Genomic DNA, 25,246 nt, shown 5'->3' with positions numbered 1-25,246 from the left:
CATCAGCAGGTTGCGGAAGTCGGTGGCGCCGTTGAAGCCCGCCACCAGCCTTCGATGTACTCGAAGATCGCGGAGCGGGTCGCTGCTTTGGTGCGCCAGCTGTGTCGGCTGACGAGTTCGTTCTTCAGGCCGGCGAAGGTGGACTCGGCGAGGGCGTGTTCCAGCACACGCCCGTGCGGCCTACGGAGAGCCGGATGTCGTGTGCGGCCGCGAGGGGGGACGTGAGCGGACCAGACCGCGGTGCCGGAAGCGAACTACCCCACCCGTCGGCGTCACTGCCTTCATTCAGGGTGTGGTTCTGGTGTTGTCGAGCCGTTCGATGCGCGCGACGTTCTCCCGGTCTTCGGCGTCTGCGCTCGCCTCGGCGGCGAACCAGGCGTCGAGGATCTCCTTGAGCAGCGGCTCGGAGGTCAGGCGCAGGCTGAGCGCGAGCACGTTGGCGTCATTCCAGCGGCGCGCACCGTCCGCGGTGTAGGCATCCGTGCACAGTGCCGCGCGTACGCCGGGAACCTTGTTCGCGGCGATCGAGGCGCCCGTACCGGTCCAGCAGCACACGACGGCCTGGTCGGCGTTCCCGGCGGCGACCTCGCGGGCCGCCGCCTCCGAACAGGCTGCCCACTGCGGATCGTCGCCGGGGCTCAGCGCCCCGTACGTCACCACGTCGTGTCCGCGGTCGCGCAGCTGCCCGAGGAGTGCGCGAGCCACGGGTTCGTCCATGTCCGAGGAAACGGAGATCCGCATGCCCCGAGACTAACCGGCCGTGGAACGGACGGTCGCCGCGCGTCGCGGAATGGCCCGGCCGATTCAGTCAGTCGTGGACGGAGCCGACCGGATTCGAACCGGCGTCCTCGCGATTTTGGAGACCGCGCGCGTCGACCTCTGCGCTACGGCTCTGCCCACCCCGGCATCCTAGGCGGTCCCAGGACCGCTCTCATCGTGCCCAGTCGATGCCGAGGTGGGCGAGGGCTACCAGTTGGCCGGTGTCGAGCCCGCTCGACATGCGCCCGCCTGGGAGCACCGCCGCCATCCCGGGCGATGTACTGCGCCAGGGCCTGGATGCCCTTGTGGAAGGCTTCCGCGACCCGCCCGGACGTGGTGTGGAGGCCACGGCCGTGTTCGAGGGCGCCCGGTGAGCTCATGCGGATGCCGCGGTGACGCCGAGTTCGCCGAGCCGCTCGCCGACCAGGGGGCGCGAGGTACGGGCTTCACCCGCGGCGGTCTCTGTCCTTGCTTCGCAGGCCAGGCAGCGGCCGCCGCCTTGAGAGCGCTACCGTCTTTGGCCCGGCTACGGAGCCGCCCGGGCCCAGGTCCGGGCCACCGTCGCGTGGAGAACGTGGCCGCGCACCCGGGCCTGAGCCCGCTGGTTGCCGAGGCCGCGCTGCTCGGCCCGGACCAGGCCGCCGTCCGCACCGGCCCGACCACATCGACCGGATCCCACTTGATCCACCCGGAGGCGGACCGGCCTGCCCTGAGCCCGGGGCGAGGGCAGGCACGGCGTGATCGTTTCTCCGGTGAATCCGATCACCCGCCGGGGTGAGGCAGTCTCGAACAGTCGCGAAGCGATGGGACACCGGCCAGTACGGTGCGCACATCGTTGTATTTCGCATGCACATGCGCGTTCCGAAGGAGAACCGTGAGGTTCCCAGTGTCCACTCGTGGTTGGGCCGCCGCCGGTGCAACGGCCCTGCTCCTGGCAGGAGCCGACTCAGGACCGACCGTTGCCGCCGACGTCGCCGCTTCGCGACTGACGACCTTCAACTGCGAGGGTTCGATCAACGTGAACGTCCACCCCCTCAACGGCGCCGTCGACGGCAGAAGCGGAGGCAACTTCCGCTGCTCGACACCGGACCGGTCCTTCGCGGCCGAACTGACGATCTCCGGCTCGGTGACGAGCAGCGGTGCCCTCTTCTACGCGACCAGGACCACCGACACCCTCAGGCGAACAGACACGGGGCAGACCTTCCGGATCACGATCGACCGACGTCTCGACCGGGACACATCCGCAGCATCCGGCAACGCCACCGAACGAGGCTCCAGCGGCCAAGCGCGCGACTCCGGGACGGGCACCTTCGGTACGGGGACGAATCTGGTGACGTTCGTGATCACCAACAACTACCTCCTCGACGTCAACGTGTGACCGTTACACAGAGGCCAAGGAGGTTGTTCTGTCGGGTTCGCTGCCGGTCACAGCCATCCGCTGATGACCGAGATCAGAACGGTGGCTTCGTACCGGACCGCGAGTTTGTCGAACCACGTGACCGCAGTCCGGCTCCGGCGCGGCCAGCTCGCTGTCGGGCGTCGAGGGCGAGGAGCGGCTATGCGCAACTGGTGCCGTCGGCCCTGCCGGCCGATACCCACCAGGAGTTCACTCGGGCGGCCATTGCGTCTGGCCGCAGGCCCACAGGGTCGAGACCGAAGTGATCCTCCAGCTCGTGTCGCAGAAACGCACCGATCTCCGACTGGCCCGCGCCACCACGGAGTTGCTGGAGGAGAGGGGCGAGCATGCAGTCGTACTCGTCCTTCACGTCGTCGGCGACGCCGAGCGGATCCCACTCATTGAGCAGATGCCGCAGGTCGTTCTCGGTGACGTCGGTTCCAGGTCGCATCGCTCCAGGGTGCCACCCGGGAACCGCCGTCATCACTCGCCCCTGCCGTGATCCAGACGCGCAGCTCACCTGTGCATGCGGGCGCCCTTGAGGACCTTGTCCACTGAGTTGCGCGGCCCGTGGACGGCGATCCCGACCAGGTCGAGCTGGTCCTTGCCCACGGCCGCCACCGCTGCCCGGTTTGCGCGGTCGTGGCCCGTGCCGAACAGGTCCGAGGTGAACACCGCGGTCGGCAGCCCGCGCCGCACTGCGCGCTCGTGCGCCGCCGTCACCGCTTCCTTCCCGCCCTCGAAGACCAGGACGGGCTGGCGGAACATCGGCAGGTAGGGGGTGCCATCGGCGTCCTGGTACGGCTCGCCGACCACCTCGGGAAGGGCCGTTCCGAGCCCGCTGACGAGGAACGCGGTGACATTCAGCCGCTGCCACGTCTCCAGGTCGTCGCGCAGCAGCACCGCGATCTTGGTGTCGAAGCGCACGGGCATGTCCGCGCCGCCGGCTTCGACCTGCTCGATGTTCTCGTTCTTCGTCTCGTTGCTCATGGCCTTGAGACTGCCGGGCTCGGCCTCGCGCGGTCTTGTACGTTCTTTGCGTGCAGCTCCAGCAGGAAGTCTCGGCCTGGCGCCCGCGGGTCGCGGGTGTCGTCGAGGTTTTCCACGCCCGTTTCACCGCGCACGCGTACCCCATGCACGTCCACGACGAGTGGACCCTGCTGATCGTCGATGACGGCGCTGTCCGCTACGACCTGGACCGCCACCGGCGCGGCACCCCGGGCGGCACCGTGAGCCTGCTCCCGCCCCAGGTTGCGCACAACGGCTCCGCCGCCACCTCGCACGGGTTCCGCAAGCGCGTCGTCTACCTCGATACGACGGTGCTGGAGGAGCGCTTCATCGGCGCCGCCGTAGACGGTCCGGACCTCGCTGACTCGGTCCTGCGCCGACGCGTTGGGCAGCTCCACCGCGCCCTGACCTCTCCCGGTGACGAATTCGAAGCGGAGAGCCGACTGGCCCTCATCGGTGAACGGCTGCGCGTCCTGCTCCAGCCGCGCCTCGAACTTCCCGGCGCCCACACCGCATCGCTCGGCGCCCGCGCCGGCGCCCGCCACGCCATCGCGGGCAGCCTGCGCGAACTCCTCGACGAGCGGGTGGTCGCGGGCATTTCCCTGCCGGAAGCGGCCGCTCTCATTCAGGCCCACCCCGCCCACCTTGTTCGCTCGTTCAGCGCCGCCTTCGGTATCGCCCCGCACCAGTACCTCATCTCGCGCCGAGTCGCCCTGGCCCGCCGGCTGCTCCTCGATGGCCGCCCGGCCGCCGAGGTGGCGGTCGAGGCGGGATTCCACGACCAGTCCCACTTCACCCGGCACTTCAAGCGAGTCGTGGGCACCACCCCCGGGCGCTACACCTGCTCCCCGATGTCCGGCGACTGAGGCCTTCGGGCAGGGCATTCGTCCGGAAGGGTCCGTAAGTACCGACGGCGACGGCTGGCAGGCCATCAAACCCACACTGGAAGAACTGGTGCTCGCCCACTTGGGCGCCTCGGACGTCCCGGCCCTGCTCACCCCGGCCATGGAGGCAGCGGTATGACCCTCCCCGACCTGCGCGGACCCCTTCGAGTCACTATTGGCCTGCACCGCCACGTGCTGTGGGCCGCACTCGCCCTCGTGCTGCTCGCCGCCATCGCCCTGCCCGCCGGCCGCTGGTACGTCCAGTCACTGGCCGAGGATCTCGCTGCAACCGGCTGCAAAGTGGAGCACACGGTGCGCGGATGCGGCATCCAGGCCCGAGGCTTCCTCTCCCGCAGCCTGTACGTCACAAAATGTTCGGCATCGTGGGGCTTGCCATGGGTGTACTGCCTCTGCTCCTTGGCGCGTTCGCCGCGGGGCCGCTGATCGGGCGCGAGTTTGAGTCCGGGACCTACCGACTCCAGTGGACCCAGTCGGTCAGTCCGGCCCGCTGGCTCGACGCCAAGCTGGCGGTGCCGGTCGCCGGCGTGCTTCTCGTCCTGCCCGCGTTCGTGCTCTTGGCGGCCTGGATCCGGCGGGAAACGCAGCCACGGCCGTCACAGCGGTCGGGATCGTGTGGGCAGCCCTCATCCTGCTCCGCCCCTCTCTCTGGTCCGCACTCGACGGGAACCCGCGCGGCGGGGACAACTGGAACTTCTCCCGTCAGGCCGGCCGCATCGGGATCCGTCACCACCCCGAGTCCCACTTCTGGCCGCTGCAACCGGTCGAGAGCGCAATCCTGTTGGCTCTCTCCGCCGCCGCGATCGTCGGGGCCTTCCCACTCCTGCGCCGCCGTCACCGTTGAACCGCCCGCGGGCAAGACGGCAGCGGATGGACGGCGAACGCGGTGGCCTGCCCATCCGGGCGATGGGTTTCTGTTCGGGATCGCGGCGCGGGGTGGGTAATGAGGCATGCGGCAGTGGCGTCGACGCCGGTGGCACTCAGGGCACGAGGACGATCTTGCCCTGCACCCGGCCGGTTTCGCTGAGGTCATGGGCCTTCGCGATCTCCGTGAGCGGGAAGGTCTCGGAGATCGTGGGGCGTACGCCGTGGGTGTCGACGAGTTCGGCGAAGGCGGTCAGCACGGCGGGGGTGGGATCGAGGAAGAACTCCACGAATCGGATGTCGAGTTCGGCGGCTCGGGCTGTCACCTCGGTGCGGTCCACGCCGACGCCGACGACGTCGACCAGGATGCCGCCCGGCTTGAGGGTGGGCAGCGAGCGCGGGCCGTAGTCGTTGCTGACGGTGTCCAGCACCGCGTCGATGCCGCGCAGGGCCGAGAAGTCCTCCACCGTGTAGTCGATCAGTTCGTCGGCGCCGAGCCCGCGCAGGTAGTCGTGCTTGGCGGCGCGGGCCGTGCCGATCACGTACGCACCCCGGGCCTTGGCGATCTGTACGCCGAGGTGGCCGACCCCGCCGGCCGCGCCGTGGATCAGCACACGCTGGCCGGGCCGTACGTCGGAGAGGGTGACCAGGGCCTGGTAGGCGGTGAAGCCGGAGATCGGCAGGGCGGCGGCGCCGACGTGGTCCAGGGTGCGCGGCTTGGGCGCGATGCGGTCTTCGGCGACCACCACGTGGTCGGCGTGGCTGCCGTGCGGCGGGACGGTCCAGCCGTAGACCTCCTCGCCCACCGCGAACCGGGAGGCGCCCTCGCCGACGGCCTCGACCGTGCCGCTGAACTCGTGGCCCAGTACGAACGGCGGCGGGCCGAAGAAGTCCACCTTGCCGATGCGGACCTTCCAGTCCGCGGGGTTCATCCCGGTGGCCCGCACCCGCACCAGGACCTCGCCGGGACCTGCCGAAGGGAGAGCAACTTCGGCTAGTTCCAGCACGTCGGAGCCGCCGATGGCCTGCTGTGTGATCACCCGTGTCGTCGTCATGGAGATCAGTCTGGGCCCCGATGATCATGAGACGGAAGTGGTTTCGCCCCCGTACTGCCTCGAAGGCACTCCCGGGGCAGCCCTCTTGAGGCTCGAAGGTTGGCCGTGTCGGAGCTCGTCCCCGGCGAGGCTCGAAAGCCGGAGTCGGAGCACCATCCATCGGCAGCAAGCTGGTTGTGGGCCTGTTGATCGTCATTCCGGTCGGGCGGGTGTCACGTACCGCCGGACTGTGCCGTGGCGGTGACGCCGTGGCAGGTGACGGACATAAGTACTGCGTTTGGAGGCTGTCTCCGCACCGGGCGGCGACCGGCGCGTCCGGAAACGTCGACGGCCCGAACCGGATCTCAGCGGAGGGCGCCGCGGTCGCCACGGCAACCTGATCCAGACCGGCACCGACCTACCGTCCCGCCATCACTCAAGCCCGGCCCGCAGCACGGGACTCCGGCTGCCGGCCTCGCACCCGGCCCTCTCCCGTTGATCGGCTGATAGATCACTTGGCCAGTCCTCGGGGGAGAGATCATCATGTGGGGATGTCTGAGAATCAATCCTCTCCAGCACCGGCTGTGGTGCGGCTCCCTCGGTACACGAAGACAGACCAGGACGAGATCCTCGGCGACGGCGATGATCCCTTCGGTGTTGCCGCGGCCGGTTTGACATGGCTGCCCAAAGAAGAACACTTCGGTATCAGTCACGGCGGCCGGCTTGTGGCACACGCCGGCCTCCGACGGCTGCCCGTTGCGATCGGCGACGTCGAGACAGAGGTAGTGGGCCTCGGTGGAGTGGCCGTGGCACCCGACATGCAGGGCCAGGGGTTGGCCCGGCGTGTGGTCACAGCGGCACTTGAACACGCTCGCACGATGGGTCCGCAGCACGCGCTCCTGTTCTGCCGGCCTCCCCTCGTGCCGCTGTACCAGCGCCTCGGATGGCACCCCCTCGACAAGGAGGTACTTGTCGAACAACCCGAAGACCGCCTGGTGACGATGCCACTGCGGACCATGGTGACGCCCCTGCGCGACGATGCGCATTGGCCTTCGGAGCCAGTGCGTCTGTTCTCCCTCCCGATGTGACGGGCCCTTTCCGCGAGGGCCGTCCGGCCACGCTGCACAGGACTCACCCCTGCGACACCGGTGTCAGTTCTCGCTGATATTTTCCGACTCTTTGATCAACAAGTGCTGCCCGAACTCGGTTCTGGCACACATTCCGTGAGGGATCATGGGGCTGGCTGCCCAGGGCTCATGCGACTCCCGATCGCTGCTGGTCGTGCGACTCGTTCCGCCGGCCGGCGCGAGACCAGCAAGATGTGCCCGCTCGGGGCGGACGAGTTCGCCGCGCAGGTGGGTCACGACGGTGCGCAGGCGCGGCAGGTCGGGCGGGAGTTCGGACACCGCTCGGCCGCCGTACTGCGCCTGCCGCAGGGCCTTGCACGCTGCGCAGAGAGGCGAGGCTCGACCCCGTACCTGCATGTCGGAGCGTGGCTTCACTGCACCGGGGCTCCAGGGTGAGGCACCGTGGCCGGTGCCGTGGGGCGCGCGGCTCCGGTCGGGCGTCGGGCCGCCCCTTCACCAGCGTACGGCGGTGAAGTCAACCGGCCGAGGCTGCAGCAGCCGAGTGCGCTCCGCCAGTGTTTTCAACCGCCTCGACATCTCGTCGGCGGGCAGCCGGCGGCGATCGCCGTGGCCCGGCAGGACCCATTCGAACCGGAGTCGTCCGGCCGCCCTGGCCAGTGAGGTGGCCAATTCCTTGACGGAGTACCAGGTCACACTGTCCGCGACTTCCAGATCGCCGGTGGTGCGTGACCAGTAGAAGCTGTCCCCGCTGAAGCAGTACCGGTCATCTGCGAGGTAGAGCACGCTGCCCCGAGTGTGGCCGGGCAGCGGGTGGGCGGTGACTCCCTCACTGATCTCCAGAGGTTCGAGACCGCGTATCACCTGGTCCGCGTCTGGCGCCGCATCGAGGTCGCCCTCGTGGATCCACAGCCGGGCGCCGAAATGGTCCGCGTAGCGGCGGCCGTGTGCAGCGTGGTCGCGGTGGGTGAGCAGGACATCGGTGATCGGGCCCACTGCTGCGTAACGTTCGGCGAGTTCACGACTCCAGCGCGGTGTGTCGATCATCATGACCGTGCGGGAAGGCCGCAGAAGCAAGTAGGAATTGGCCCCGGCAGTGTGCTTCGAGTTGTGCCCGCACAGCAATACGCTGCTGTCCAAGGCCATCGGAAAGGGGTCGAGTCGCTGGTCCGGTTGCCCGGAAAAGGGACGGATCGAACGGGTGGGGCAGGCGAAGACGGCTGCGTGTAAGTCCCGCGTTTCCTTTTCATCGCGCGGCGGGCGCAGGATCTGGGACCTTCCGTCAGCCTCGCCGATCAGATCGGGCGCGAGCTGTCGTGCGACATCGCAGTTGAAGCAGCGCTCATCCACGTACCAGCCGTCCACGGCAAGTGTCCTTCCAGGGGGCGACGACCCCCGATCGGGGCCGCCTTTCAGGGATACCCCACCCGCGGCCGGAACCGGTAGGCCCTGCCGATCTTGTACTTCCGGCCCCAACGCGTTCTCCCATCCCGATCGACGCCAGGGTCATGTTGGCCGGGAGACGCGGACCTGCAAGGACGCTCAGCACCCACCAGCAGAACACCCGCTTGGTGCAGTCGACAGACCGAACGTGTTGTCGATATGGGGTCGGTGGGATCCCCCTCTGCCAGGAGCGCCGCGCCCGGCCGGTGACGCGGGGGCCAGGCCCGGACCGGTGGTGAAGGAGGTCAACCGCGAGTGGTTCTGACCATCCCGAAGGCCTGCGGGCGCTTCGTGAGGAAGCCGGTCTGACGTACGCTGATCGGGGCCGCCCAGCTCCTGTTCACCCGCCGGTCATCCCACCGTTTGAGATACCAGTCGGGTGCTCTATCTCCTGCTCTTAGTCATGCCGGCTTCTGAGGCCGGGCGACTTTGAGCAATCGCCGTGCCCACGCGCGTAGTTCGGTGTCCGGGTGGCCGTTGCCGGAATGCGGCGCGTCGCTGAGCAGGCGGCGCGGGGAGAAGGCGAACGTGCGCAGTGCGGGGCGGACCTCCTCCGGGGCCTGGCCGGCGGCGGCGAGCGCCTTGAGGGCGCGCAGGCCCACCGGCGTGGGTCCGACCAGCTCGGCGAGGACGGGGACGCTGCGGTCCGCAGAGCCGGTGATCCCGTGCAGGGCCTCGGCAGCCGCCAGCCGGGTCCACGCGTCCCCAGCCCCCAGGTGCCGCTCGACGAGCGGCAGCAGGGGAGCGGCGGCGCCGCCCATCGGCTCCAGAGAGCCCAGGTACCAGGAGGTCTGACCCTTACCGGAGAGCAGCTCCTCGAAGGTGCGCAGAGCGGGCCCGGGGTCCCCGGTCAGCCGGCAGTGGGCCGCGGCCGCCGCGCCACGCAGCGAGGGGTCGGAGGAGCCGGTGGCTTCGTGCAGCAGGTCGGTGACCTCCCGCGTCGCGACGGCGTCCGCACCCAGCCGGCGTGCAGCGGCGATGGCCGCGCGGCGGGTGCGCAGGCAGTCGACCAGCTCCGGCCGGGCCTGGTGGGCGGTGGTGCCGAACTCCGCGAGGGCGCCGACCAGGGCGGTGGCCTCGTTGCCGGTGGCGCCGGCCACCAGTAGGCGGCGGATCTCGGGGACCAGCCGGTCGGCGGCCTCGGGGAAGGCCCGCGCCGCCGCCGCGAGCAGCCGCCCCGCCACGCCGTCACCGGACCCGGCGGCGGTGCGGCGCAGTACGAGTTCCAGTGCGCGGGGGTCACGGGAGTGCACCAGCGCCAGGAAGGCCGGCGCGGCGGTCTCGCCGTCGGTGTCCGCGTACCGGAAGAGGGTGTCGTGGAGTCCGGCGTCCGGCTCGGGGAGGTGGTCGATCCAGTGGCCGATGGTGCGCAGGCGGGCGTTGAGTGCCATGGCGGTCCTCTGGTGGGGCAGGGCCGCCGCCATGAGGGCCACGACCTCGGGTTCACGGTCCCGCCAGGTCTCGGCGACCGCCTCGGCCAGCCAGGATCCCCGCGCGCCCAGGTCTCCGGCACCGATCCAGCGGGTGGCCACGGCGAGCGCGGCATCCGGGTCCTCGGTGAGCAGGTGCCGCAGGTGATCGTCCGGGCTGGTGGTGTCCGTGCCCGGCCAGGGGAACGCGTCGTCCCCCGGGTCGGGTTCGGCGCCGTCCTCGGCGATCACGTCCACCAGGTCGGCCGGGTACGGCGGCCCGGACCGGGCGAGGGCGAGAGTGGCGGCCGCCAGCCTGACCTCGGGCAGCGGGCTGTCGAGTGCCGCCGCCTCCTCCTCCTGCCCGTACCGGGACAGGGCGACCAGCGCGTCCGCCCGCACTGCCGGGACGGGATCACCGGCGTACACCTCCTCGACCCGCGCGACGGCAGTGGCCCGCTGTTCCGCCGTCAGCAGCCCGGCCGGGGCCGCGACCACCCGCAGCGCGGCCCGCCGCACGGATCGGTCCGGGTCCCCGAGGCAGGGCAGCAGCTCGTGGAGCACCCGGCCCAGCTCGGCGCAGACCGCGGCGACCGGGGTGTCCGCCCAGTGGGGCAGTTCGACGTCCGCCGGGTCGTGGTCGGCGAGCACGGCGAGCAGCATCAGGACCTCGCCGCGCTTGTCCGGTGCGTGCCACGCGGCGTGGGCGAGGAATGGCACGGCGGGCGCCGACGCGGCGTAGACCGTTCCCTGGTGGTGGATGTTGCCGTACAGCTCGTAGAGGGCCTCGCCGGCCGTCTCCTCGTCGTCCTCGTAGAGCGCCGTGATCAGCTCGGGTACGTCCTCGGCGGAGCCGTACGCGTGGGTCAGGGTGTGCCACTGGACGTGGTCCAGCTCGGCCGGCGGTCGCATGGGTCGTTCTCCTCCGCTGATCAGGTGTGCCGACCGTACCGGCCGCCGCTGACAGGGGCCGCGGTGGCCTGGTCGGGTCCGGTGGACCTGCGCTAGCGGTAGTTCATCGCGAGGGCGGGGCGGGGGGAGGTGGCGAGGAAGACGTACGCGGTGGACAGCAGCGGGGAGGCGAAGTGGAGGCGTATGTCGCCGACGACATCGCGCGGACGAAGGCGCTGGGCACCGGCCGGTGGGCCGACCTCCTGAGGGCGACGATGCCCGAGGGCCTGGTCCGTGACGCGATCCTCACCTCCCCGGCCCGGCCGGACATCGCGGCCGGTGTGGACCAGGCCGTCGGCAGAGTGCCGAACGCGGTGTTCGGCCGCCCGGAGGGCAGCGGTACGAGTGGATCGTCTCCTACCTGGCAAGCCTCGAAAGACCTGACCGCCGAGCCCCCTGACAGCCCTTTGCACCCGGCAGAGGGCGTGGACCGCGTCGAGAGACACCGACGCGTTAACGCAGTGGATCCGCCCATCAGGACCGTGGCGCCGGGGGCATCCGGCCCGTGTGTTCGTGCCAGTCCTGGCGACAGGCTTTCAGGCGGGCAAGTGCTGCGGCCTGTTCGGGATCGAGCCGCTGCTCTTCGACGAGTCGGTCCAGCTCGGTACGCACGCCGTCCTGGGCGGAGGTGTCCGCCTCGATCCGTGCGAGCCGCTCTTCCGCGCGGGCGATCCGTTTGCCCTGCCCGGAGAGGAAGGCGTTCTCCCGTAGAACGGCACTCGTAAGAAGGGCGACGAAAGCGAAGACCGCGTCCTCCTCGTGCTCTGTGCGGGCGAGGGATACATGGTGCACGGATCCGTCGTCCTGGACCAGGATCAGATGGTGGTTGCGAACATCGTGGTGCGGCTTCACTTCGAGACTGGCCAGCGGAAGTTGCTCCTCCCCACGGAGGAGGACGTGCTCGTGCAGGACGAGCGGCCCGAGCTCACCCACCTTTACGCCGAGACCGGGCTCTCGGGCTTGGCGTAGGGACAACTTCGCGGCGGCGACGCTCTGCCGGTGAGCGGACTGAGCCGAGTGCAGGCGCGCCTGGACCAACGCCCGCTGCCCCCAGGCCCAGACCGCGCGCCGTGCGAGATGGCGCCTTGCCCGCGCGAGGTTCCTGCGCCTGGCCGCGTGCTCGCGACTGAACGCGGGACCCCATCCACCCGGGTACCTGTAGTGATGCAAGCAGATCAGCACCGCCGCGGCGATCAACGCCCACACGATCCAGCGGACGACCTCCACCATCTCGTTCCTCCCCCTTCGATGTACGACAGCCTCCACTTGTAGCCCTCCGCGTCTCCGTGTAGTGGCCGATTCCGGGAAATGAGCAGCTGCGAAGACCGGGGTGAGCGTGCTACAGCTCGCGACTTCGGGTCGCCGCAACAAACGTCACCTTGTGACCATGCCTGCGTCCGCCGCTTGTTCTTCATGCGGGTGAAGGTGTGCTCGACGCGGGCCCTGACCCGCCGGTGTTCGGCGTCGTCCCCTCCTGCCCACGCAGGAGGGGACGGCCGGCCCTTCTGGGATGCGGGACGATCACCCTGTCCCGAGGGAGGCCCCGTCCGCGATCACCGTCGTCCCGGCCGCCGCAGCCGGCGGGTACCGTCCACGATCCACAGCCGCTCGACATCGGTGACAGGCTGCGGTGACACCACCCCGCGCCCGGCGACGAGTCAAGGCCGAACACTTCCTCGCCTTCGTCGGCGTAGTCGCACCCCTCATCTGCCACCGCCGACTTGTCCCTGTGAGCGGGCACGACGACTCAGTGTGAGACTCCGACGCTGCTGACCCAGACAGCGAAGGGTGCGTTTTCCGAATCGATGTCGGTCCCCTCCGAGTGGCTCTGCGCGTCGTCCAGGTCCGCCCAGGCGATGAAACCCGCTTCGCTGTCGGTCAAGAACGCCTCGGCGATCGGACCGAGATCGCTGCAAGCCACGTAATCCCCCGTAAACGGCAATGCATCTGGGGACACAGAACCAGTCGAACATCGCAGCTGCCCGGCCTGCTCGTCGTGCCACACGTAGAACGTCGCCACCCCGGGAAAGCCCAGCTCGCGAACGCGTCCCCGGATGGCGGTCGCAGTCCGCTCGAAGGCAGCCACCACCTCGGAAGGGGACAGCGATTCCCTGTCCCCTGCCACCGCACTCAGCCACCAGGTGTTCGTATCCAGCTCCACCTGCCGGTCATCCGGCTCAAGCACAAGGGGCTCGTCTGCCACCTCAGCGATCCATGTCAACAGCACCAAAGCAGTATCACTGCACAGCACGGGTCACACGAGCCGTCATAAGAAGTGACGTCTACGTGAGTGATTGGTTCGCAAGTATGAGGAACCTCTGGCGATGGGACCGCATCTATCCCCCCGTAAGCGTGCCAACCGGCGTAGGGGTGGACTGATGGTGCAAACCGACGAAGCAGAGCAGGTCACGGTCCGGAAGCCGGCGCCGGTGTCGGCGCCGATACGGCGGAAGTCCTGGCAGGACGGTACCTGGCGGCGTGGCCGGATCATCGCGGGGCTGGCGGTGCTCGCAGCAGTCCCCCTCGCACTGCACGGCCTGCTGCCCAACCCCGGCAATCTGGCCGGGCTGCTGGAGACCTTCCTGCCCTGGTGCGGCCTGGTCGTCCCGGTGCTGCTGGTGCCCGCCCTGTTGCGGCGTTCGGCCACCGCGCTGGTCGCGCTGCTGGTACCCGCCGCCGTCTGGCTGGCCATGTTCGGCGGGACGCTCGGCGACCGGAGCACCGGCAAGGGCGATCTCACCGTCGTCACGCACAACGTGGCCGCTGCCAACACCGATGTACCAGGCACGGTGAAGATGCTGATCGACTCCGGCGCCGACCTCATTGCACTGGAGGAGCTGGAACCGAGGGTGCAGCCCGAGTACGAGCGGGGCCTGGCCGCCGCGTACCCGCACCACGTGGCCGGCATCAGCGCTGACGGGCTTTGGTCGAAGTACCCGATCACCGGCAGCGGCATGGCGAAGAGCCCGGCCGGCGAGGGCAGCGGAACGGTGTTCCGGTCGGTGGTGGCCACTCCGAAGGGAGAGATCGCGGTCTACGTCGGGCATCTGGACTCGGTCCGGGTCACCTTGGGGAAGGGGTTCGGCGCGGAGCTCCGGGACAACAGCATCGCCGCGACGAGCGCGGCGCTCAGGGCCGAGCCGCTGGAACGGGTGCTGCTGATGGGTGACCTGAACGGCAGCCTGGCGGACCGCGCCTTCGCCCCGATCACCGAGCAGATGACGTCCGCCCACGAGGCCGCCGGTTCCGGATTCGGCTTCACCTGGCCGACCGCCTTCCCGGCGGTGCGGATCGACCACATCCTCAGCAAGGGTCGGCTGACCGCGACCGACTCCTGGGTGCTGCCCGCCGATGGCAGCGACCACCGCGCGGTGGCGGCGTCCTATCGGTACTGAGCCGCCCGCTCACACCCATCGCACCGGGTCACCCCTCGGGCGCGGGGCGCCCAGCCCGGCTGGTGGGGAAGAGGTGGACTCAGGCTGCTGCACGTTGTTGAGACGGGCGATCTGCCGGTCGATCAGCTCGGATGGGAAGGAAGGGCTTGGCGGGGCGGGCCAACTAGGCAGTGTTTCTTGTATTGCTCTCTGTTGAAGCCGGTGGGTCGGCCGCCTCGGGAACCGCGGCTCTTACGGTGCCTTTGCTGGTCGAAGCGTTAGGGGATGGTGTGCCGGTGTCAGGACGACGGCGAGGGGCCGGCATCGCCCGTCAGCGGCGAGGTGGATCTCGGTGGTGAATCCGCCGCGGGAGCGTCCCAGGCATTCGCCGGATGTTGCCCTTTGCCAGTCCAGTACGTGAAGTCGTACGACCTCAGAAGCAGCCGCGCCGTGTTACGTAGAGCAGCAGAAAAAGAGCTGTCACGCCGGTCAGGGTGAAGTCGACCGCTGTCACGGCAGCGAGCCCACCGCGGCGGCCGGTCATTGGGGGCTCGAAGGATCTGCCTGGCACCATGTGCCAGGAACGGACGCCGAATACCGCATCGCCGCAGGTACTCGCGGCACGGCCCGCCGGCAGCGTGCCGTACAGCAGGGGCATACCTGGCCCACTGAGCCCGCCACCGGCCCGGCCTGTCAGTCTGCGTGAAGCTTGGCCGTACAGCTCAACGCCTTGTGACTACAAACGGCGGTGCCCCGCCCCCTCCTCGTAGGAGTAGGGCAGGGTCGACACGCTGACCAGCGTCGGAGCCGTCATGTCAGGGGCAGCACGAAGTGTGACCAGGTATGCCTCGGCGGATTCGAGGAGTCCACGTGCACGTTCCCGGTGTTGATGCCTGTGCGCACCATGGCCCCGCGGACATGAGAGAGATCAAGTCCCCGGACCAGTCGGCGCTTTCGATGGGTACCTCGCCTTGGTCGAAGATCCCGAAGGTGCCCTAGTTGATGAAGACCGGGGCGTGGTGGTTCGTCATCACCGCTCCTCGTGTCGTACGGCGCAGCCGCCGCCGGGCGAGGTAACCATCGGCTCGGCCCCCGTGCAACGGCGACGCCCCGAGGTGGGCCGGCGCCTGCACGGCCACCTACTGGACCAGACCTGCAGGCCTTGGTGCGGTTGGAGTCGATGACGGTCTGGTCCTCGGTCCGGGTGAGCCGCGACGGCAGGGGCCGTCGCCACTGAGCTGAACAACCGCCCACGCAAAGCGCTCGGCTGGGAAAACCCCAGCCGAGCGTCTCGCTAAACTCCCGGCCACAGCCAGTTGATCACCTGTGTTGCAACGACCCCTGGAATTCGCCCTCCTGCGGTCTGGCCCCAGCGACAAGTCCGCGGACTAGACGTACACGCGCCCGGAGCAACCGGAGTGGTCCTCGCAAACCTGGAAGGACCGCAGCGACGGAACGCTGGCGGAGCCGCACCCTGCCTCGGAACCGTTGCCGTCCCAGACCTGGCCGTGCGTGGACCCCTCGCCCCAGTACTCGACGTACACGCCGTTGCCGTCCCGCTCGTTGTCGCAGGCGTAGACGGTGTTGCCCACGTTGTAGCCGTAGTCGTCGCCGTGGTGGATGCCTGCGGCGAACGCGTTCGTGGCGGACAGGAAGAGCGGTACCGCGGCCAGGGACAGGACGACGCTGGTGCGCGTGAGTAAGCGAGCCACGTGTTCTCCCAATGCGTGATGTGCCGTCAGATCTTGACGTCGCCACTCGATGCTCCTGGGGCGGAGTTGGTCTGGACAAGTGGGGAATCCGCCAGTTCGGGAGGGGTGCCACTTTCTCGCCGATATCGACGCCGCGGGTGGTGATGGGCCGATCGCTCCGGGACCTCCGCATCGCCGGCATCGACTGGGACCGGTCCAGGGCGTGGATCTGCGACTTCTCGTCCATAGAACGCCAACGCCAACGCCAATGCCAACGCCTGCTTCGGCTGATTCGGGTAGAGACCGACAACATCGTGAGCTTCGTCGACCAAGTAGCGATCGGTCGACAACTTGAAGGGCTCCGACCGGTGCGGCCGCAGGCGGAACCCGCGGCCAGAACCGTGACACCGAGGACTGGGTCAGGCCCATTTCCGTCGCCATCGACGGCGTCGACCCGCGCATCGCGTTCTGCGGCGTGGAGGCGGTGCCGAGGTAGACGTAACGGCGTTTGCCGTAGCGGGTGGCGACTGCCCGGTGCTGTTTGAGCCGGTTGATGGCCCGCTCGACGGTGCTGCGTTTCTTGTAGCGCTCTTCGTCGAAGCCCGGTGGTCGTCCGCCGCGTGAGCCTTTGCGCAGGCGGGCGGCCTGGCTGTCGGCTTTCTCTCACAACGTCGGAGCCGTCCAGCCTGCTGTATGGCCGGAGGGCTCCGAGCTTTACCGGGCTGACTTGGCCGCGGTGTCGGGAATGTGGACGTGCTGCGTGAGGAAGAGGGCTGCCCGGTCCAGTGCCTGGTCGGCCTCGTCGAGCATGCCGGCGAAGGACTGGAACACGTGGGGTACGTCCGCGGTGATGTCGAGGATCACGTCCACTCCGGCTGCGCGGGCGCGGGCGGCCATGCGGGTGGAGTCGTCCAGGAGCACTTCGTTGGTGCCCGCCTGGAGGAGCATCGGCGGGAAGCCTGTCAGATCGGCGAGGACGGCGGGGCTGAGCATGGGCTGGTGCGGGTCGGCTCCCGCCAGGTACATGGCCCCGGTGTGTCCCAGGCTCTCGCGGGTGAAGAACGGGTCGATGCCTGCCTTGGTGTCCATGCTCTCGCCCGTCCGGGTGGCGTCGAGGCCGGGGGAGAAGGCCACGATCGCGGCGGGCATCGGGAGATCGGCGTCGCGGGCGGCGAGGCAGGTGGTGACGCTGAGGCCGCCGCCGGCGGAGTCCCCGGCGAACGCGATGGTCGAAGGGTCTTCGCCGCTGTCGAGGAGGGCGCGGTAGGCGCTCAGCGCGTCCTCGATTGCGGCCGGGAACGGGTGTTCGGGGGCGAGCCGGTAGTCCAGCGAGTACGCCGTGAACCCGGTCCTGGCCACGAGGTTCCCCGTGAGCGACAGCGCGGTCTCGGGGGAGCCGAACACCCAGCCGCCGCCGTGGAAGTACAGGATCGTCCCGGCGCGCGTCTCGGTGCCCGGCTCGACGTACAGTGCCGGTCGGTCGCCGAGCGTCGTCTTGGTGATGCGGGGGCCGTCCGGGACGACCATCTGGGCCATCATCGCCTTGAATCCGGCTCGGATCGCCTCGACCGACTGGGGGCCGTCGGGCCGGGGCTGCCGCAGCATCGCGCTGACCTGCGTGCGCTGTTCCTTGCTCATGATGCGTACTCCTGCCGTAAGTAGCTTCTTCCGCACTATATGCCGTGGCATCTAACGTAGACTATATGTCATGGCATCTAAAGTGAGCGGCGAGACGGTCGACCTCCCGAGCTTCTTCGCCGACCTCGTCCGATGCGAGACGCGTCTGTACAACGCCCTCAACGACCGTCTTCGCGAGCGGCACGGGATCGTCACGTCACAATTCGAGTTCCTGCGCCACCTCCGCGACCACCCCGGGGCCCGGGTGGCGGATCTGGCGGCCGAGTTCGCCGTCGGCGTCGGGGCCACCAGCAAGGGCGTCGACCGCCTGGAGCGGCAGGGATGGGTCGCCCGCATGCCGAACCCGTCGGATCGCCGGTCGTCACTGCTGGAACTGACCGACGATGGCATGCAGTTGGTCGACCTAGCAGAAGGGACCTTTACGGAGCGGTTGGCCGAGCTGATCGCGGACGCACTCAAGGCGTCCCCCGTAACGGCCGCCGCGCAGGCCCTCTCGGAGCTGCGTTCCGTTCTGGAACGCGACCAGATCGGGACGCCCACGGGCTGACGCGTTTTCGCAACCCCGACGAAGAGGGTTTCGGTTGGGGCAAGTGGCCTGGTCGCGGGCTCGCGGGGCAGCTATGGCCGGGGCCGGCTGAACACCCCCTGCTCGGTCTCGGCCAGGATCCCGCGCTCGACCAGCCGCTTGAGCTTCAGGCGGACGTTGTTGACGCTGTCGGGTGCGATCTCCATGCCCATCGCCTCGCGCTCCGCCCGTGCCCGCAACGGTGCGTCGGCTGCGGCGAACACTGCCATGATCTGCTGGTGGGCCGGATGATTCGGCAGCTCCAGCAGCGTCTTGCGGGTGATCCGGATCTCCTCGGCGGCCTTGTCGAACCCGTCGAGCAGTGCGGTCAGCTCCCCGCCGGTCATTGCGGCGGCCACAACCTCTCGATGATCCGCTCCGTGGGCACGACCGCCCCACGGGCGAGCAGCAGTTGGACCAGAACCATCCGGGCGAGCCTGCCACCCGCGTCAACCGCGCTACCGTCGACCTCGACCTCGACCCGGAACGAGCCGAGCACTTCATTGTGGCCATGACAAGGTCATCGTAGACGGCACACCGCAACCCGATGGGTCCGCAGCCGAGTCCGCGGCGTCGAGAGGGATCCGTCCGCCGACGATCACTCGGGCTCTGAGCTCGTGCCGTGCAAGGAGCTCGCCCACGATGACGAAGGCCATGTCACGTACCAGCTTCGCCGCCCGGTTCACCGTCGCCGGCGTGCCGCCCGTGACCTACTCCATTACTGGCGCATACGGCTGGCCCGGCGAAGCCTGTGGAGAGAGGACATACCGCTGGCCGAGCTCGCCTCCACCTTCGGATACGTGGTCAGGACCTGGAAGGGGAGTTCGGCGCCGCGGCCGTAACGGGCAATGGTCTTGGGTCAGCTGCTTCTCGTCGGCCGCTTCGACGGGCTCGGAGGATGTGGATCACGTCCGCGTCGATGTTGGGGTCGACCTCGAAGTCGAACTTGCGGAGCGACTTGTCGCGGGGAACCCGGCGGCCTTGATACGGCGTTCGGACCAGCCTGTCGTGATGGAAGACCTGGGCTGTCGGAAGGACCTTAGGCATCTGCTCCGCAAGGACCGGCTCCGCCCTCAACGGACGGGCCCGGAGCCTCGTACGCATTGCATTTGAGGGCGGGCCTCCAGCCGTTCCTCGATCCGCCCGGTCAGCTGTTTGCGCTGGTCAAGAACGGCCGTCAGGGATCCGGGCAGGCTCGGGACGATCCGCGCCGCCGCATCGGTCCCCGGAGGGGTGCCGGTCTGCTCGTCCAGGGCGAGGATGGCCGGGTGCTGCAACCGCGGCCCCAGGACTCGTTCCGGCGACGGATGGATCCGGGGTCAGCAGGCCGACAGCCGGTTCGCGCCCCGGGTTGCTTCGCCGGCCAGGTCGTCGTCGAACCCGACGGTCAGCTCCCGGTCTGCGATCGTCCCGTCCTCGCCGTCGATGGCCGACGGGCCGGGTGCGGAGTCGGACACGGCGTCCTCCTCAGTGTTCTGGCGCGGAACGAAGAGGGTCACCAGCGCGCCGAGGACGGCGACGCCGGCGAAGGCATGGAACGCGTGGTGCGGCGAGATCCCGGCGCTCACGAGGACTCCGCCGATGAGGGGCCCGCCGATGCCGCCGAGCCGGCCGAACCCGGCACACCAGGCCACTCCGGCAGCGCGGGCCTGCGTGTCGTAGTAGTTCGCGACGAAGCCGTACACCAGGACCTGGGTGCCGATCGTCCCGATTCCGGCCACTGCGACCAGAGCCAGCAGAGCACCGAGAGGCAGCCCCAGGGTGAGAAGCATCAGGGCTACGGCGGCCAGCACGAACGTCGACGTGATCACGCGCTGCGGGCCCGTCCGGTCGGCGGCCCGGGAAGCGAGCACCCCACCGATGATCGCCCCGCCGTTCAGGGCGAGCAGGAAGACCAGTGCGTAGGACTTGCCGAAGCCGCTCCGCCCCATGATCTCGGGCAGCCACGTGTTCAAGGCGTAGGTGAGCAGAAGACCGGAGCAGCTCATCAGGCCGAGCAGCACCGTGGGCAGGGCGTAACGACGGCTCGCCAGAGCTGCGAAACCGACCTGCTTGTCTTCGGCTGCCCGTGTCGACTCGCTCAGGGTGACTCCGGTGCGCTCGGAGAGCAGGTGGGCCCGCTCGGTGTGCCCGCGCGCCAGCAGCCACTTCGGAGACTCGGGCAGGCGCAGCAGTGTGACCGGCAGGAGGACCACGAGGGGGGCGACACCGAAGAGGAACAGGGTGCGCCAGCTGTCGCCACCGGACGTGAGGAGTGCCATGACCGCGGCGAGGACACCGCCGACGGGCACGCCGCTGTAGACGATCGCGTTGTAGACGTTGCGGCGGCGGGGCGGTGCGAACTCCGCGACCATCGCGGCGGCGGTGGCCACCAGGGCGCCCACCCCGACGCCGGTGAAGAAGCGCAGGACGCCGAACACGGTGATGCTCGTGGCGAATGCGCTCAGCCCCATGGCGACGGAGAACCAGATGATCCCCGCAATCATGATGCGACGCCGTCCGATGTGGTCGCCGACCGCTCCGGCGATCAGTGCGCCGACCATGACGCCCATGAGCGCGTAGGAGCCGAGCGCGCCGGCCTGGGCGATGGAGAGGTGGCCGATCTGACTCGGGTCGCGCAGGAACTCGGGCACCACAGTCCCGTAGACGACCAGGTCATAGCCGTCGAAGACCAGCGTGATGGTGGTGATGGCGACGATCCAGCGCAGCGTCGTGCGGTGCAGCCGGCTGATCCGTATGTGCTGTGAGGTGTTCATCGGGGAGCCCCAGTTGTGTGAGCGTACGGGTCTGCTTCCGCCGGCCCGGTGGACAGGGGGAGCCGGGCCGGCGGTATGCGGTATCGGGTCGTGGAGGGCACCAGCCTGTGTTCAGTCGAGTTCTCCACCGGCGACGGGCAGGACCGTGACGGTGTCCTAGGAGGTTTCTCCGGAGGCGAGGAAACAGATCGCGGCGGCCTGCTCGTCTCGTCGAAGGTGTCGGCGCGTTTCATCAGGGACGACGACACGGTGTTGACGATGTGCGTCTGGAACCAGGTCTTCTCCCGTTCGGAGGTGGCAGGGGGGAGTGCATCGGCCGGGGCCGGGCGTCGGTTCTGCCCGGCGCGCTGCCGACGAACCGACACCGGACGCGGCGTATTCGAAGGCGGCCGATGCGGTGAGCGCGTTCTCCAGGACGTCAATCCGACCGTGGCGTTCCAGCGCGGCCGACACCGACCTACCAGATGAGAGCGGTCCACGAGGGTTACCTCCGCCGATTCGGCGACGAGCCGGCGGGCGACGACAAGGCCTATGCCCCGCGCGGATCCGGTGATCACGGGGATGCGCAGGATCAGATCGCCCTGCGGGGTCGTCCGACAGGGCAGGCAGTAGCCGAGTGCCGCCTCGCCCTCGGTCAGTGCCTCGTAGATGTGGTCGCCGCCGTCGTAACGGCCGGACTTGCACATTGACTTGCACGTCCCGCAGGAGCCGTCACGGCAGTCGGGTGGGACGTTGATCCGGGCCTTGTGGGAGGCCTCGGCGGCGGTCTCGTCGGGACGGCAACCGATGATCTGGGTGACGGCGTCCTCGAAGTTCAAGGCGACCTGGTAGGACATGCCGTTGCTCATTTCAGACGTGGTGTATGTCGACGACCTGGTGCACGTGATCGTTCTTGAGGTCGGCCCTCCTGCTGGTGACGAGGGGCCGGGCGCCGGAGAGCTCGATGCGGTGGAACGACGTGCCGAAGTACGTGTCGACCGTCTGATAGCGGTAGTGGAGCGTGAACCAGTTGAACGTACGTCCAACGCATCGCCGTCGAGGCCGGTGATCTCGACATCGGTCATGTTGTGCCCCGTCCGGGGCCGGGCCGGCTCGTAGCGCTGCAGCAATCCGTGCGGATCCGGAAGACGCGGTCCTCAAGGCCCGCCCGGCTCGGGTAGTGGACGAGGGAGATCTCGCGCTGCGGGTCCGTGGTCAGCGTGTCGTCGTCCGCCCACGCCGAGTGTCGCGAACGCGCGCGGGGGGCCCGTGCCGCAGGTGCGGTCTTCGCCCGGACGGTGGCCGAACCACCGTGGGGCTGCGGCTGGCCGGGTCGATCCGCCTGGCTGTGCACACGGTCGTCCGGGGCAGGGGATGGCTGTGCACTGACGGTCCGGGCAGCGCGGTTGAGCTCGTGCCGGGTGAGGTGACGCTCGTGCGCGGCGACCCCGATCACCACATCGGGCACGAGCGTGGCGCGGTCTGTCTCGAACCGGCGGAGTTCCGGGCCCTGCACACCGGCGGCGCGGTGGCGCAGAGCGAGCGGGCGACGGTCTTCCGCGGTGGCGCCTACCGGTTCTCGGGCGACATCGGCAGCGGACTACTGGAGGCGCTGCCGCAGGTCCTGGCCCTGTCAGCGGCTGTCGGCGATCCGCTGCGGGACGTGATCGCGCTGCTGTCACGCGAGCTGGCCCAGCCCGAGCCCGGCCGGCCCACGGTGCTGGACCGGCTCCTCGACGTCCTGCTGGTGCTCGCCATCCGCGGCGACTTGAACGCCGCGCTGCAAGCCGCCATCCACGAGGATGCCGGCCATCCCCGGTCGGTCCCCGAACTCGCCGCGATCAGTGGCCTGCCCCGGGCGGCCGTCGCACGGACCTCCGTGACGGGCTCGGCCGGACGCCCCTGCAGTTCCTGACCGACTGGCGCATGGCCCTGGCCCGTGACCATCTGCGCACCAGCGACATCGGCCTCGCGACATCGCCCGCAACGTCGGCCGCGGCTCGCCCTACGCGTTCGCGGCGGCCTTCCGGCGTCAGGACGGCGAGCCACCGGGAGCGTGGCGACAAAGGGAGTCGCTCCGCCTGCACCCGGGGAAGGCCCCCGCGGCTACTGACCAGCTGATCGGCCTGCCCCGGCGGCGAACACTCCCGCACGGCCCTCACCCCGCCGTCGGCTGAAAGGCTCACCTGCGGAGTCCGGGCCGTCCGCCAACTACCGGCCGGGTTCCAGGGGTAGGGCCAGCCGGATGCCGGACTCGGGGGTTCACCGCATCGTTGCGTGCTCCGTACGAGACCAGACTGGTGGGCGCCCGCCACGCCCGGTACGTCACGGCCGGCAATCGCCGGCCCGACCGGGAGGCGTCGGGCATCGGGAGAGCGTCGTGACCAAGAAAGCCCTGCCCTCGGGTCACCGCCTTCGGGCGGTATCGGTGCTGGCCCTGACCGCCGCCCTGACCTGTACGGTCGCGGCTCACGGGGCGTCGGGCGCGCAGGCGCCCACCGCCCCGGCCGGTTCCACGGAGCGAGCACAGCGGGGGCACGAACTGGCGGGGCTCGCACAGCGGGCCGTGGACGCGGGGGCTCCGGGGATCGTCGTGCGGGTCGACGACGGCACCGGCCCGGCCGTGGAGGTGGCCCGGCAGGCCGCCTGGTCGCGGGCCGACCGCGTGCTGGCACCGGGTGACCGGTTCCGGATGGGCTCCAACACCAAGACGATGGTCGCCACCGTGATCCTCCAACTGGTCGCGGAACACCGGATGCAGCTCACCGATCCGGTTGAGAAGTGGCTGCCGGGGGCCGTCCCGAACGGGCGGGCGATCACGCTGCGGATGCTGCTCAACCACACCAGCGGCCTCTTCAACCACATCAACGACCCCGACGTCCTCAAGGCGTTCACCGGCCAGGACACTCGCCAGTGGACCCCCGCCGAACTGCTCGCCGCAGCCGTCCGGCACGATCCGATCTTCCCGCCCGGCACGGCGTACTCGTACAGCAACACCAACTACGTCGCACTCGGCCTCGTGGCCGAAAAGGCCTCGGGCCGTGCACTGTCCGACCTGATCCGCGAACGGATCGCCGAGCCGCTCCACCTGAGGAACACCGCCCTTCCCAGCGGCGCGTCCCTCGCGGGAAGCCGCAGACTCGCCCACGGCTACGAGCCCGACGCCGCCAGGATCGGCCCGCTGCTCCCGCCCGGTACCCCGCCCGGCACCGCCTTCGCCGGCCCCGCCCGGCCCGCCGGCCACGTCGACACCACCCGGATCAACGCGAGCACGGAATGGGCGGCGGGCGGCGTGGTCTCCACGGCATCGGAGTGGGCGCGCTTCGATTCCGCGCTGCTGTCCGGCAAGCTCCTGGCGTCCGAGCAGCTGAAGGAGATGCTGACCACGGTCGCGGAGGAGCCTGGCAACCCGAACCGGTACGGGCTGGGCTTGGAGCAGGTGGTCACTCCGTGCGGGACGGTCTGGGGCCACGTCGGCCAGGTGCCCGGCTACTCCAGCTGGGACTACACGGACGCCACGGGCAGCCGTACGGTCTCCGTCTTCGCGTCGAGCGTCTTCGACCTGGCCGAGCCGAAGGCCGGGACGGCGGTCCAGACCCTCGTGAACGCCGCGGTCTGCGCCATGCTCGGCAAGCCGCTCCCGGAAGGGAGCCACGCGGCCGGCTGACCGCCGACCGTGCTCATCGGGCTCGCCGGGTGCGACGGCTAACGATGGGGCTGATCCTGCGAGCTCTCTGCGCCGAGGGTGGCCGCGCGAGCGTGCAGGTCGTTCAGTGCCGTGTGCGCGATCTCGGTGTACGACTGCCGGTTCTCCGGCGCCGCCCAACGGGCGAAGGCAGTGCTGAAGGCGAGGACACCCACCGCGGCGGCCAGGTTCGCGGTGGTGTCGTCGGCTCCGCGCGCTCCGAGGGCATCGGCGACGGCGGAACTGATTCCGGCCAGCTTGAGGAGTTCGCGTTCCTGCAGCTCGCTGTTGGCGGCGATGACGGCTCGCCGCTGGAAGGCGAGGTCGTGACGGTCCGGAGTGAATCCGGGAGCGGCTGACTCCAGTGCCGCGGCGAGACAGGCGGCGATCGTCGCCGTGGGCGGAGCCGCCCGGATCGCGTCGCTGAAGCGTTGCGCCAGCACGTCCTGCCCGCCGAACAGCACTTCTCGCTTGTCGGCGTAGTGCCGGAAGAACGTGCTCTTCGTCGATCCCGCGCGGTCCGCGATCTGGGGGACGGTCGTGGCGTCGTACCCGTGCTCGGCGAACAGGGCGAGTGCGGCGCGTTCGAGGCGTTCCCGCGTGTTCGGTTCCCATCTGGCCATGGGGCAATCCTAAGTGATGGGACTAGGTCGCATCACCGTGCTACGGTGAGGGAAGTGATGGGACTTGGTCCCATCAGGTTCCGG

27 protein-coding genes, 1 tRNA gene and 3 pseudogenes are annotated in these 25,246 nt (G+C 69.5%); 10 read left to right on the top strand and 21 right to left on the bottom strand.

All coding sequences use genetic code 11. The features are described from left to right. Positions 1–2: 2 nt before the first annotated feature. The 3 genes from OG509_RS01755 to OG509_RS01745 all read right to left on the bottom strand — a co-directional run bounded on the left by OG509_RS01755 (position 3) and on the right by OG509_RS01745 (position 893). Positions 3–167, bottom strand: a complete 165-nt coding sequence (locus OG509_RS01755) for an IS3 family transposase (protein WP_406179452.1) — start codon at positions 165–167, stop codon at positions 3–5. A 118-nt stretch (positions 168–285) separates the two neighbouring features. Next, positions 286–741, bottom strand: a complete 456-nt coding sequence (locus tag OG509_RS01750; protein ID WP_406179451.1) for an RpiB/LacA/LacB family sugar-phosphate isomerase — start codon at positions 739–741, stop codon at positions 286–288. 78 nt (positions 742–819) lie between these two features. After that, positions 820–893 (bottom strand) — tRNA-Trp (locus OG509_RS01745). A gap of 87 nt (positions 894–980) precedes the next feature. On the opposite strand from OG509_RS01745, the gene OG509_RS01740 reads away from it, so the two are divergent. Beyond that, the gene (locus OG509_RS01740; RefSeq protein ID WP_406179450.1) at positions 981–1,133 is read left to right on the top strand and encodes a hypothetical protein; all 153 of its coding nucleotides are present in this window, start codon (positions 981–983) and stop codon (positions 1,131–1,133) included. 500 nt (positions 1,134–1,633) lie between these two features. Further along, positions 1,634–2,137, top strand: a complete 504-nt coding sequence (locus tag OG509_RS01735) for a hypothetical protein (RefSeq protein WP_406179449.1) — start codon at positions 1,634–1,636, stop codon at positions 2,135–2,137. 178 nt (positions 2,138–2,315) lie between these two features. On the opposite strand, the gene OG509_RS01730 is transcribed toward OG509_RS01735, so the two are convergent. Next, positions 2,316–2,606, bottom strand: coding sequence for a hypothetical protein (locus tag OG509_RS01730; RefSeq protein ID WP_406179447.1), 291 nt, complete (start codon positions 2,604–2,606; stop codon positions 2,316–2,318). Between the two features lie 65 nt (positions 2,607–2,671). After that, positions 2,672–3,145 carry a DUF2000 family protein gene (locus OG509_RS01725; protein WP_406179445.1) on the bottom strand — a complete coding sequence of 158 codons (474 nt, stop codon included), beginning with the start codon at positions 3,143–3,145 and terminating at the stop codon, positions 2,672–2,674. A 50-nt stretch (positions 3,146–3,195) separates the two neighbouring features. Between OG509_RS01725 and OG509_RS01720 the strand changes: the two genes are divergently transcribed. From OG509_RS01720 to OG509_RS01710, 3 genes are all read left to right on the top strand, one after another. After that, positions 3,196–4,029, top strand: coding sequence for an AraC family transcriptional regulator (locus OG509_RS01720; RefSeq protein ID WP_406179443.1), 834 nt, complete (start codon positions 3,196–3,198; stop codon positions 4,027–4,029). 153 nt (positions 4,030–4,182) lie between these two features. Continuing rightward, complete coding sequence (locus OG509_RS01715) at positions 4,183–4,491, top strand: hypothetical protein (protein ID WP_406179442.1); 309 nt, start codon at positions 4,183–4,185, stop codon at positions 4,489–4,491. Positions 4,492–4,678: 187 nt separating this feature from the next. Next, positions 4,679–4,909 (top strand): hypothetical protein, encoded by a 231-nt coding sequence (locus OG509_RS01710; RefSeq protein WP_406179440.1) that lies wholly within the window; start codon positions 4,679–4,681, stop codon positions 4,907–4,909. Positions 4,910–5,045: 136 nt separating this feature from the next. Here the strand turns inward: OG509_RS01710 and OG509_RS01705 are convergent, their stop codons facing one another. Next, positions 5,046–5,984, bottom strand: coding sequence for an NADP-dependent oxidoreductase (locus tag OG509_RS01705; protein WP_406179439.1), 939 nt, complete (start codon positions 5,982–5,984; stop codon positions 5,046–5,048). 530 nt (positions 5,985–6,514) lie between these two features. Between OG509_RS01705 and OG509_RS01700 the strand changes: the two genes are divergently transcribed. Further along, the gene (locus OG509_RS01700) at positions 6,515–7,051 is read left to right on the top strand and encodes a GNAT family N-acetyltransferase (RefSeq protein WP_406179437.1); all 537 of its coding nucleotides are present in this window, start codon (positions 6,515–6,517) and stop codon (positions 7,049–7,051) included. A gap of 492 nt (positions 7,052–7,543) precedes the next feature. Here OG509_RS01700 and OG509_RS01695 read toward each other — a convergent pair whose 3' ends face one another. The 5 genes and pseudogenes from OG509_RS01695 to OG509_RS01675 form a co-directional block, all read right to left on the bottom strand. Continuing rightward, entirely contained in the window at positions 7,544–8,413 is an 870-nt protein-coding gene (locus tag OG509_RS01695; protein ID WP_406179435.1) for an MBL fold metallo-hydrolase, read from the bottom strand. 479 nt (positions 8,414–8,892) lie between these two features. After that, complete coding sequence (locus OG509_RS01690) at positions 8,893–10,812, bottom strand: hypothetical protein (RefSeq protein WP_406179434.1); 1,920 nt, start codon at positions 10,810–10,812, stop codon at positions 8,893–8,895. A 513-nt stretch (positions 10,813–11,325) separates the two neighbouring features. Then, positions 11,326–12,081: a hypothetical protein gene (locus tag OG509_RS01685; protein WP_406179432.1), complete on the bottom strand. Its 756-nt coding sequence runs from the start codon at positions 12,079–12,081 to the stop codon at positions 11,326–11,328. Between the two features lie 176 nt (positions 12,082–12,257). Next, positions 12,258–12,432 (bottom strand): annotated as a pseudogene (locus OG509_RS01680) (IS5/IS1182 family transposase); the annotation flags it as partial. A gap of 166 nt (positions 12,433–12,598) precedes the next feature. Beyond that, positions 12,599–13,054: a hypothetical protein gene (locus OG509_RS01675; protein ID WP_406179430.1), complete on the bottom strand. Its 456-nt coding sequence runs from the start codon at positions 13,052–13,054 to the stop codon at positions 12,599–12,601. A 175-nt stretch (positions 13,055–13,229) separates the two neighbouring features. Here OG509_RS01675 and OG509_RS01670 point away from each other — a divergent pair, with 175 nt between their 5' ends. Beyond that, positions 13,230–14,246 (top strand): endonuclease/exonuclease/phosphatase family protein, encoded by a 1,017-nt coding sequence (locus OG509_RS01670; protein ID WP_406179428.1) that lies wholly within the window; start codon positions 13,230–13,232, stop codon positions 14,244–14,246. A 276-nt stretch (positions 14,247–14,522) separates the two neighbouring features. Here OG509_RS01670 and OG509_RS01665 read toward each other — a convergent pair. The 4 genes and pseudogenes from OG509_RS01665 to OG509_RS01650 form a co-directional block, all read right to left on the bottom strand. Beyond that, positions 14,523–14,606: pseudogene (locus OG509_RS01665) on the bottom strand (IS5/IS1182 family transposase); the annotation flags it as partial. A gap of 1,007 nt (positions 14,607–15,613) precedes the next feature. Further along, positions 15,614–15,937 (bottom strand): hypothetical protein, encoded by a 324-nt coding sequence (locus tag OG509_RS01660; RefSeq protein WP_406179427.1) that lies wholly within the window; start codon positions 15,935–15,937, stop codon positions 15,614–15,616. Between the two features lie 468 nt (positions 15,938–16,405). Beyond that, positions 16,406–16,564 (bottom strand): annotated as a pseudogene (locus tag OG509_RS01655) (IS5/IS1182 family transposase); the annotation flags it as partial. 66 nt (positions 16,565–16,630) lie between these two features. Then, complete coding sequence (locus OG509_RS01650) at positions 16,631–17,554, bottom strand: alpha/beta hydrolase (protein WP_406179425.1); 924 nt, start codon at positions 17,552–17,554, stop codon at positions 16,631–16,633. A gap of 70 nt (positions 17,555–17,624) precedes the next feature. Here OG509_RS01650 and OG509_RS01645 point away from each other — a divergent pair, with 70 nt between their 5' ends. Then, positions 17,625–18,101 (top strand): MarR family winged helix-turn-helix transcriptional regulator, encoded by a 477-nt coding sequence (locus tag OG509_RS01645; RefSeq protein WP_406179423.1) that lies wholly within the window; start codon positions 17,625–17,627, stop codon positions 18,099–18,101. Positions 18,102–18,172: 71 nt separating this feature from the next. Here the strand turns inward: OG509_RS01645 and OG509_RS01640 are convergent, their stop codons facing one another. The 5 genes from OG509_RS01640 to OG509_RS01620 all read right to left on the bottom strand — a co-directional run bounded on the left by OG509_RS01640 (position 18,173) and on the right by OG509_RS01620 (position 22,208). Continuing rightward, the gene (locus OG509_RS01640) at positions 18,173–18,478 is read right to left on the bottom strand and encodes a hypothetical protein (RefSeq protein WP_406179421.1); all 306 of its coding nucleotides are present in this window, start codon (positions 18,476–18,478) and stop codon (positions 18,173–18,175) included. Between the two features lie 714 nt (positions 18,479–19,192). Then, the gene (locus OG509_RS01635; protein WP_406179420.1) at positions 19,193–19,396 is read right to left on the bottom strand and encodes a hypothetical protein; all 204 of its coding nucleotides are present in this window, start codon (positions 19,394–19,396) and stop codon (positions 19,193–19,195) included. A 42-nt stretch (positions 19,397–19,438) separates the two neighbouring features. After that, a complete protein-coding gene (locus tag OG509_RS01630) occupies positions 19,439–20,875 on the bottom strand; it encodes an MFS transporter (protein WP_406179418.1) in 1,437 nt (478 codons plus the stop codon). Beyond that, on the bottom strand, positions 20,872–21,723 hold the full coding sequence (locus tag OG509_RS01625; RefSeq protein ID WP_406179417.1) for a 2Fe-2S iron-sulfur cluster-binding protein: 852 nt from the start codon (positions 21,721–21,723) through the stop codon (positions 20,872–20,874). Before OG509_RS01625 ends, OG509_RS01630 begins: the two co-directional genes overlap by 4 nt. A gap of 212 nt (positions 21,724–21,935) precedes the next feature. Next, the gene (locus tag OG509_RS01620) at positions 21,936–22,208 is read right to left on the bottom strand and encodes an aromatic-ring-hydroxylating dioxygenase subunit beta (protein WP_406179415.1); all 273 of its coding nucleotides are present in this window, start codon (positions 22,206–22,208) and stop codon (positions 21,936–21,938) included. Here OG509_RS01620 and OG509_RS01615 point away from each other — a divergent pair. Both OG509_RS01615 and OG509_RS01610 read left to right on the top strand, forming a co-directional pair. Then, on the top strand, positions 22,098–22,769 hold the full coding sequence (locus OG509_RS01615; protein WP_406179413.1) for a cupin domain-containing protein: 672 nt from the start codon (positions 22,098–22,100) through the stop codon (positions 22,767–22,769). The two genes, OG509_RS01620 and OG509_RS01615, sit on opposite strands and share 111 nt — an antisense overlap. A gap of 465 nt (positions 22,770–23,234) precedes the next feature. Then, positions 23,235–24,521 carry a serine hydrolase domain-containing protein gene (locus tag OG509_RS01610; protein ID WP_406179412.1) on the top strand — a complete coding sequence of 429 codons (1,287 nt, stop codon included), beginning with the start codon at positions 23,235–23,237 and terminating at the stop codon, positions 24,519–24,521. Between the two features lie 38 nt (positions 24,522–24,559). Here OG509_RS01610 and OG509_RS01605 read toward each other — a convergent pair whose 3' ends face one another. Next, the gene (locus OG509_RS01605; protein ID WP_406179411.1) at positions 24,560–25,162 is read right to left on the bottom strand and encodes a TetR/AcrR family transcriptional regulator; all 603 of its coding nucleotides are present in this window, start codon (positions 25,160–25,162) and stop codon (positions 24,560–24,562) included. Positions 25,163–25,246: the final 84 nt, after the last annotated feature.

Origin of the sequence: Streptomyces sp. NBC_01006, assembly GCF_045162725.1 — a bacterium.
Lineage (GTDB): Bacteria > Actinomycetota > Actinomycetes > Streptomycetales > Streptomycetaceae > Streptomyces.
Note: the sequence above shows the minus strand (reverse complement) of the source record. Positions and strands in the feature narration are given on the sequence as shown.

Coding starts and splice junctions, on each gene's coding strand:
- OG509_RS01750 (WP_406179451.1), bottom strand. CDS start 741: ATGCGGATCTCCGTTTCCTCGGACATGGACGAACCCGTGGCTCGCGCA.
- OG509_RS01730 (WP_406179447.1), bottom strand. CDS start 2,606: ATGCGACCTGGAACCGACGTCACCGAGAACGACCTGCGGCATCTGCTC.
- OG509_RS01725 (WP_406179445.1), bottom strand. CDS start 3,145: ATGAGCAACGAGACGAAGAACGAGAACATCGAGCAGGTCGAAGCCGGC.
- OG509_RS01715 (WP_406179442.1), top strand. CDS start 4,183: ATGACCCTCCCCGACCTGCGCGGACCCCTTCGAGTCACTATTGGCCTG.
- OG509_RS01705 (WP_406179439.1), bottom strand. CDS start 5,984: ATGACGACGACACGGGTGATCACACAGCAGGCCATCGGCGGCTCCGAC.
- OG509_RS01700 (WP_406179437.1), top strand. CDS start 6,515: ATGTCTGAGAATCAATCCTCTCCAGCACCGGCTGTGGTGCGGCTCCCT.
- OG509_RS01690 (WP_406179434.1), bottom strand. CDS start 10,812: ATGCGACCGCCGGCCGAGCTGGACCACGTCCAGTGGCACACCCTGACC.
- OG509_RS01685 (WP_406179432.1), bottom strand. CDS start 12,081: ATGGTGGAGGTCGTCCGCTGGATCGTGTGGGCGTTGATCGCCGCGGCG.
- OG509_RS01670 (WP_406179428.1), top strand. CDS start 13,230: ATGGTGCAAACCGACGAAGCAGAGCAGGTCACGGTCCGGAAGCCGGCG.
- OG509_RS01650 (WP_406179425.1), bottom strand. CDS start 17,554: ATGAGCAAGGAACAGCGCACGCAGGTCAGCGCGATGCTGCGGCAGCCC.
- OG509_RS01645 (WP_406179423.1), top strand. CDS start 17,625: ATGGCATCTAAAGTGAGCGGCGAGACGGTCGACCTCCCGAGCTTCTTC.
- OG509_RS01630 (WP_406179418.1), bottom strand. CDS start 20,875: ATGAACACCTCACAGCACATACGGATCAGCCGGCTGCACCGCACGACG.
- OG509_RS01625 (WP_406179417.1), bottom strand. CDS start 21,723: ATGAGCAACGGCATGTCCTACCAGGTCGCCTTGAACTTCGAGGACGCC.
- OG509_RS01605 (WP_406179411.1), bottom strand. CDS start 25,162: ATGGCCAGATGGGAACCGAACACGCGGGAACGCCTCGAACGCGCCGCA.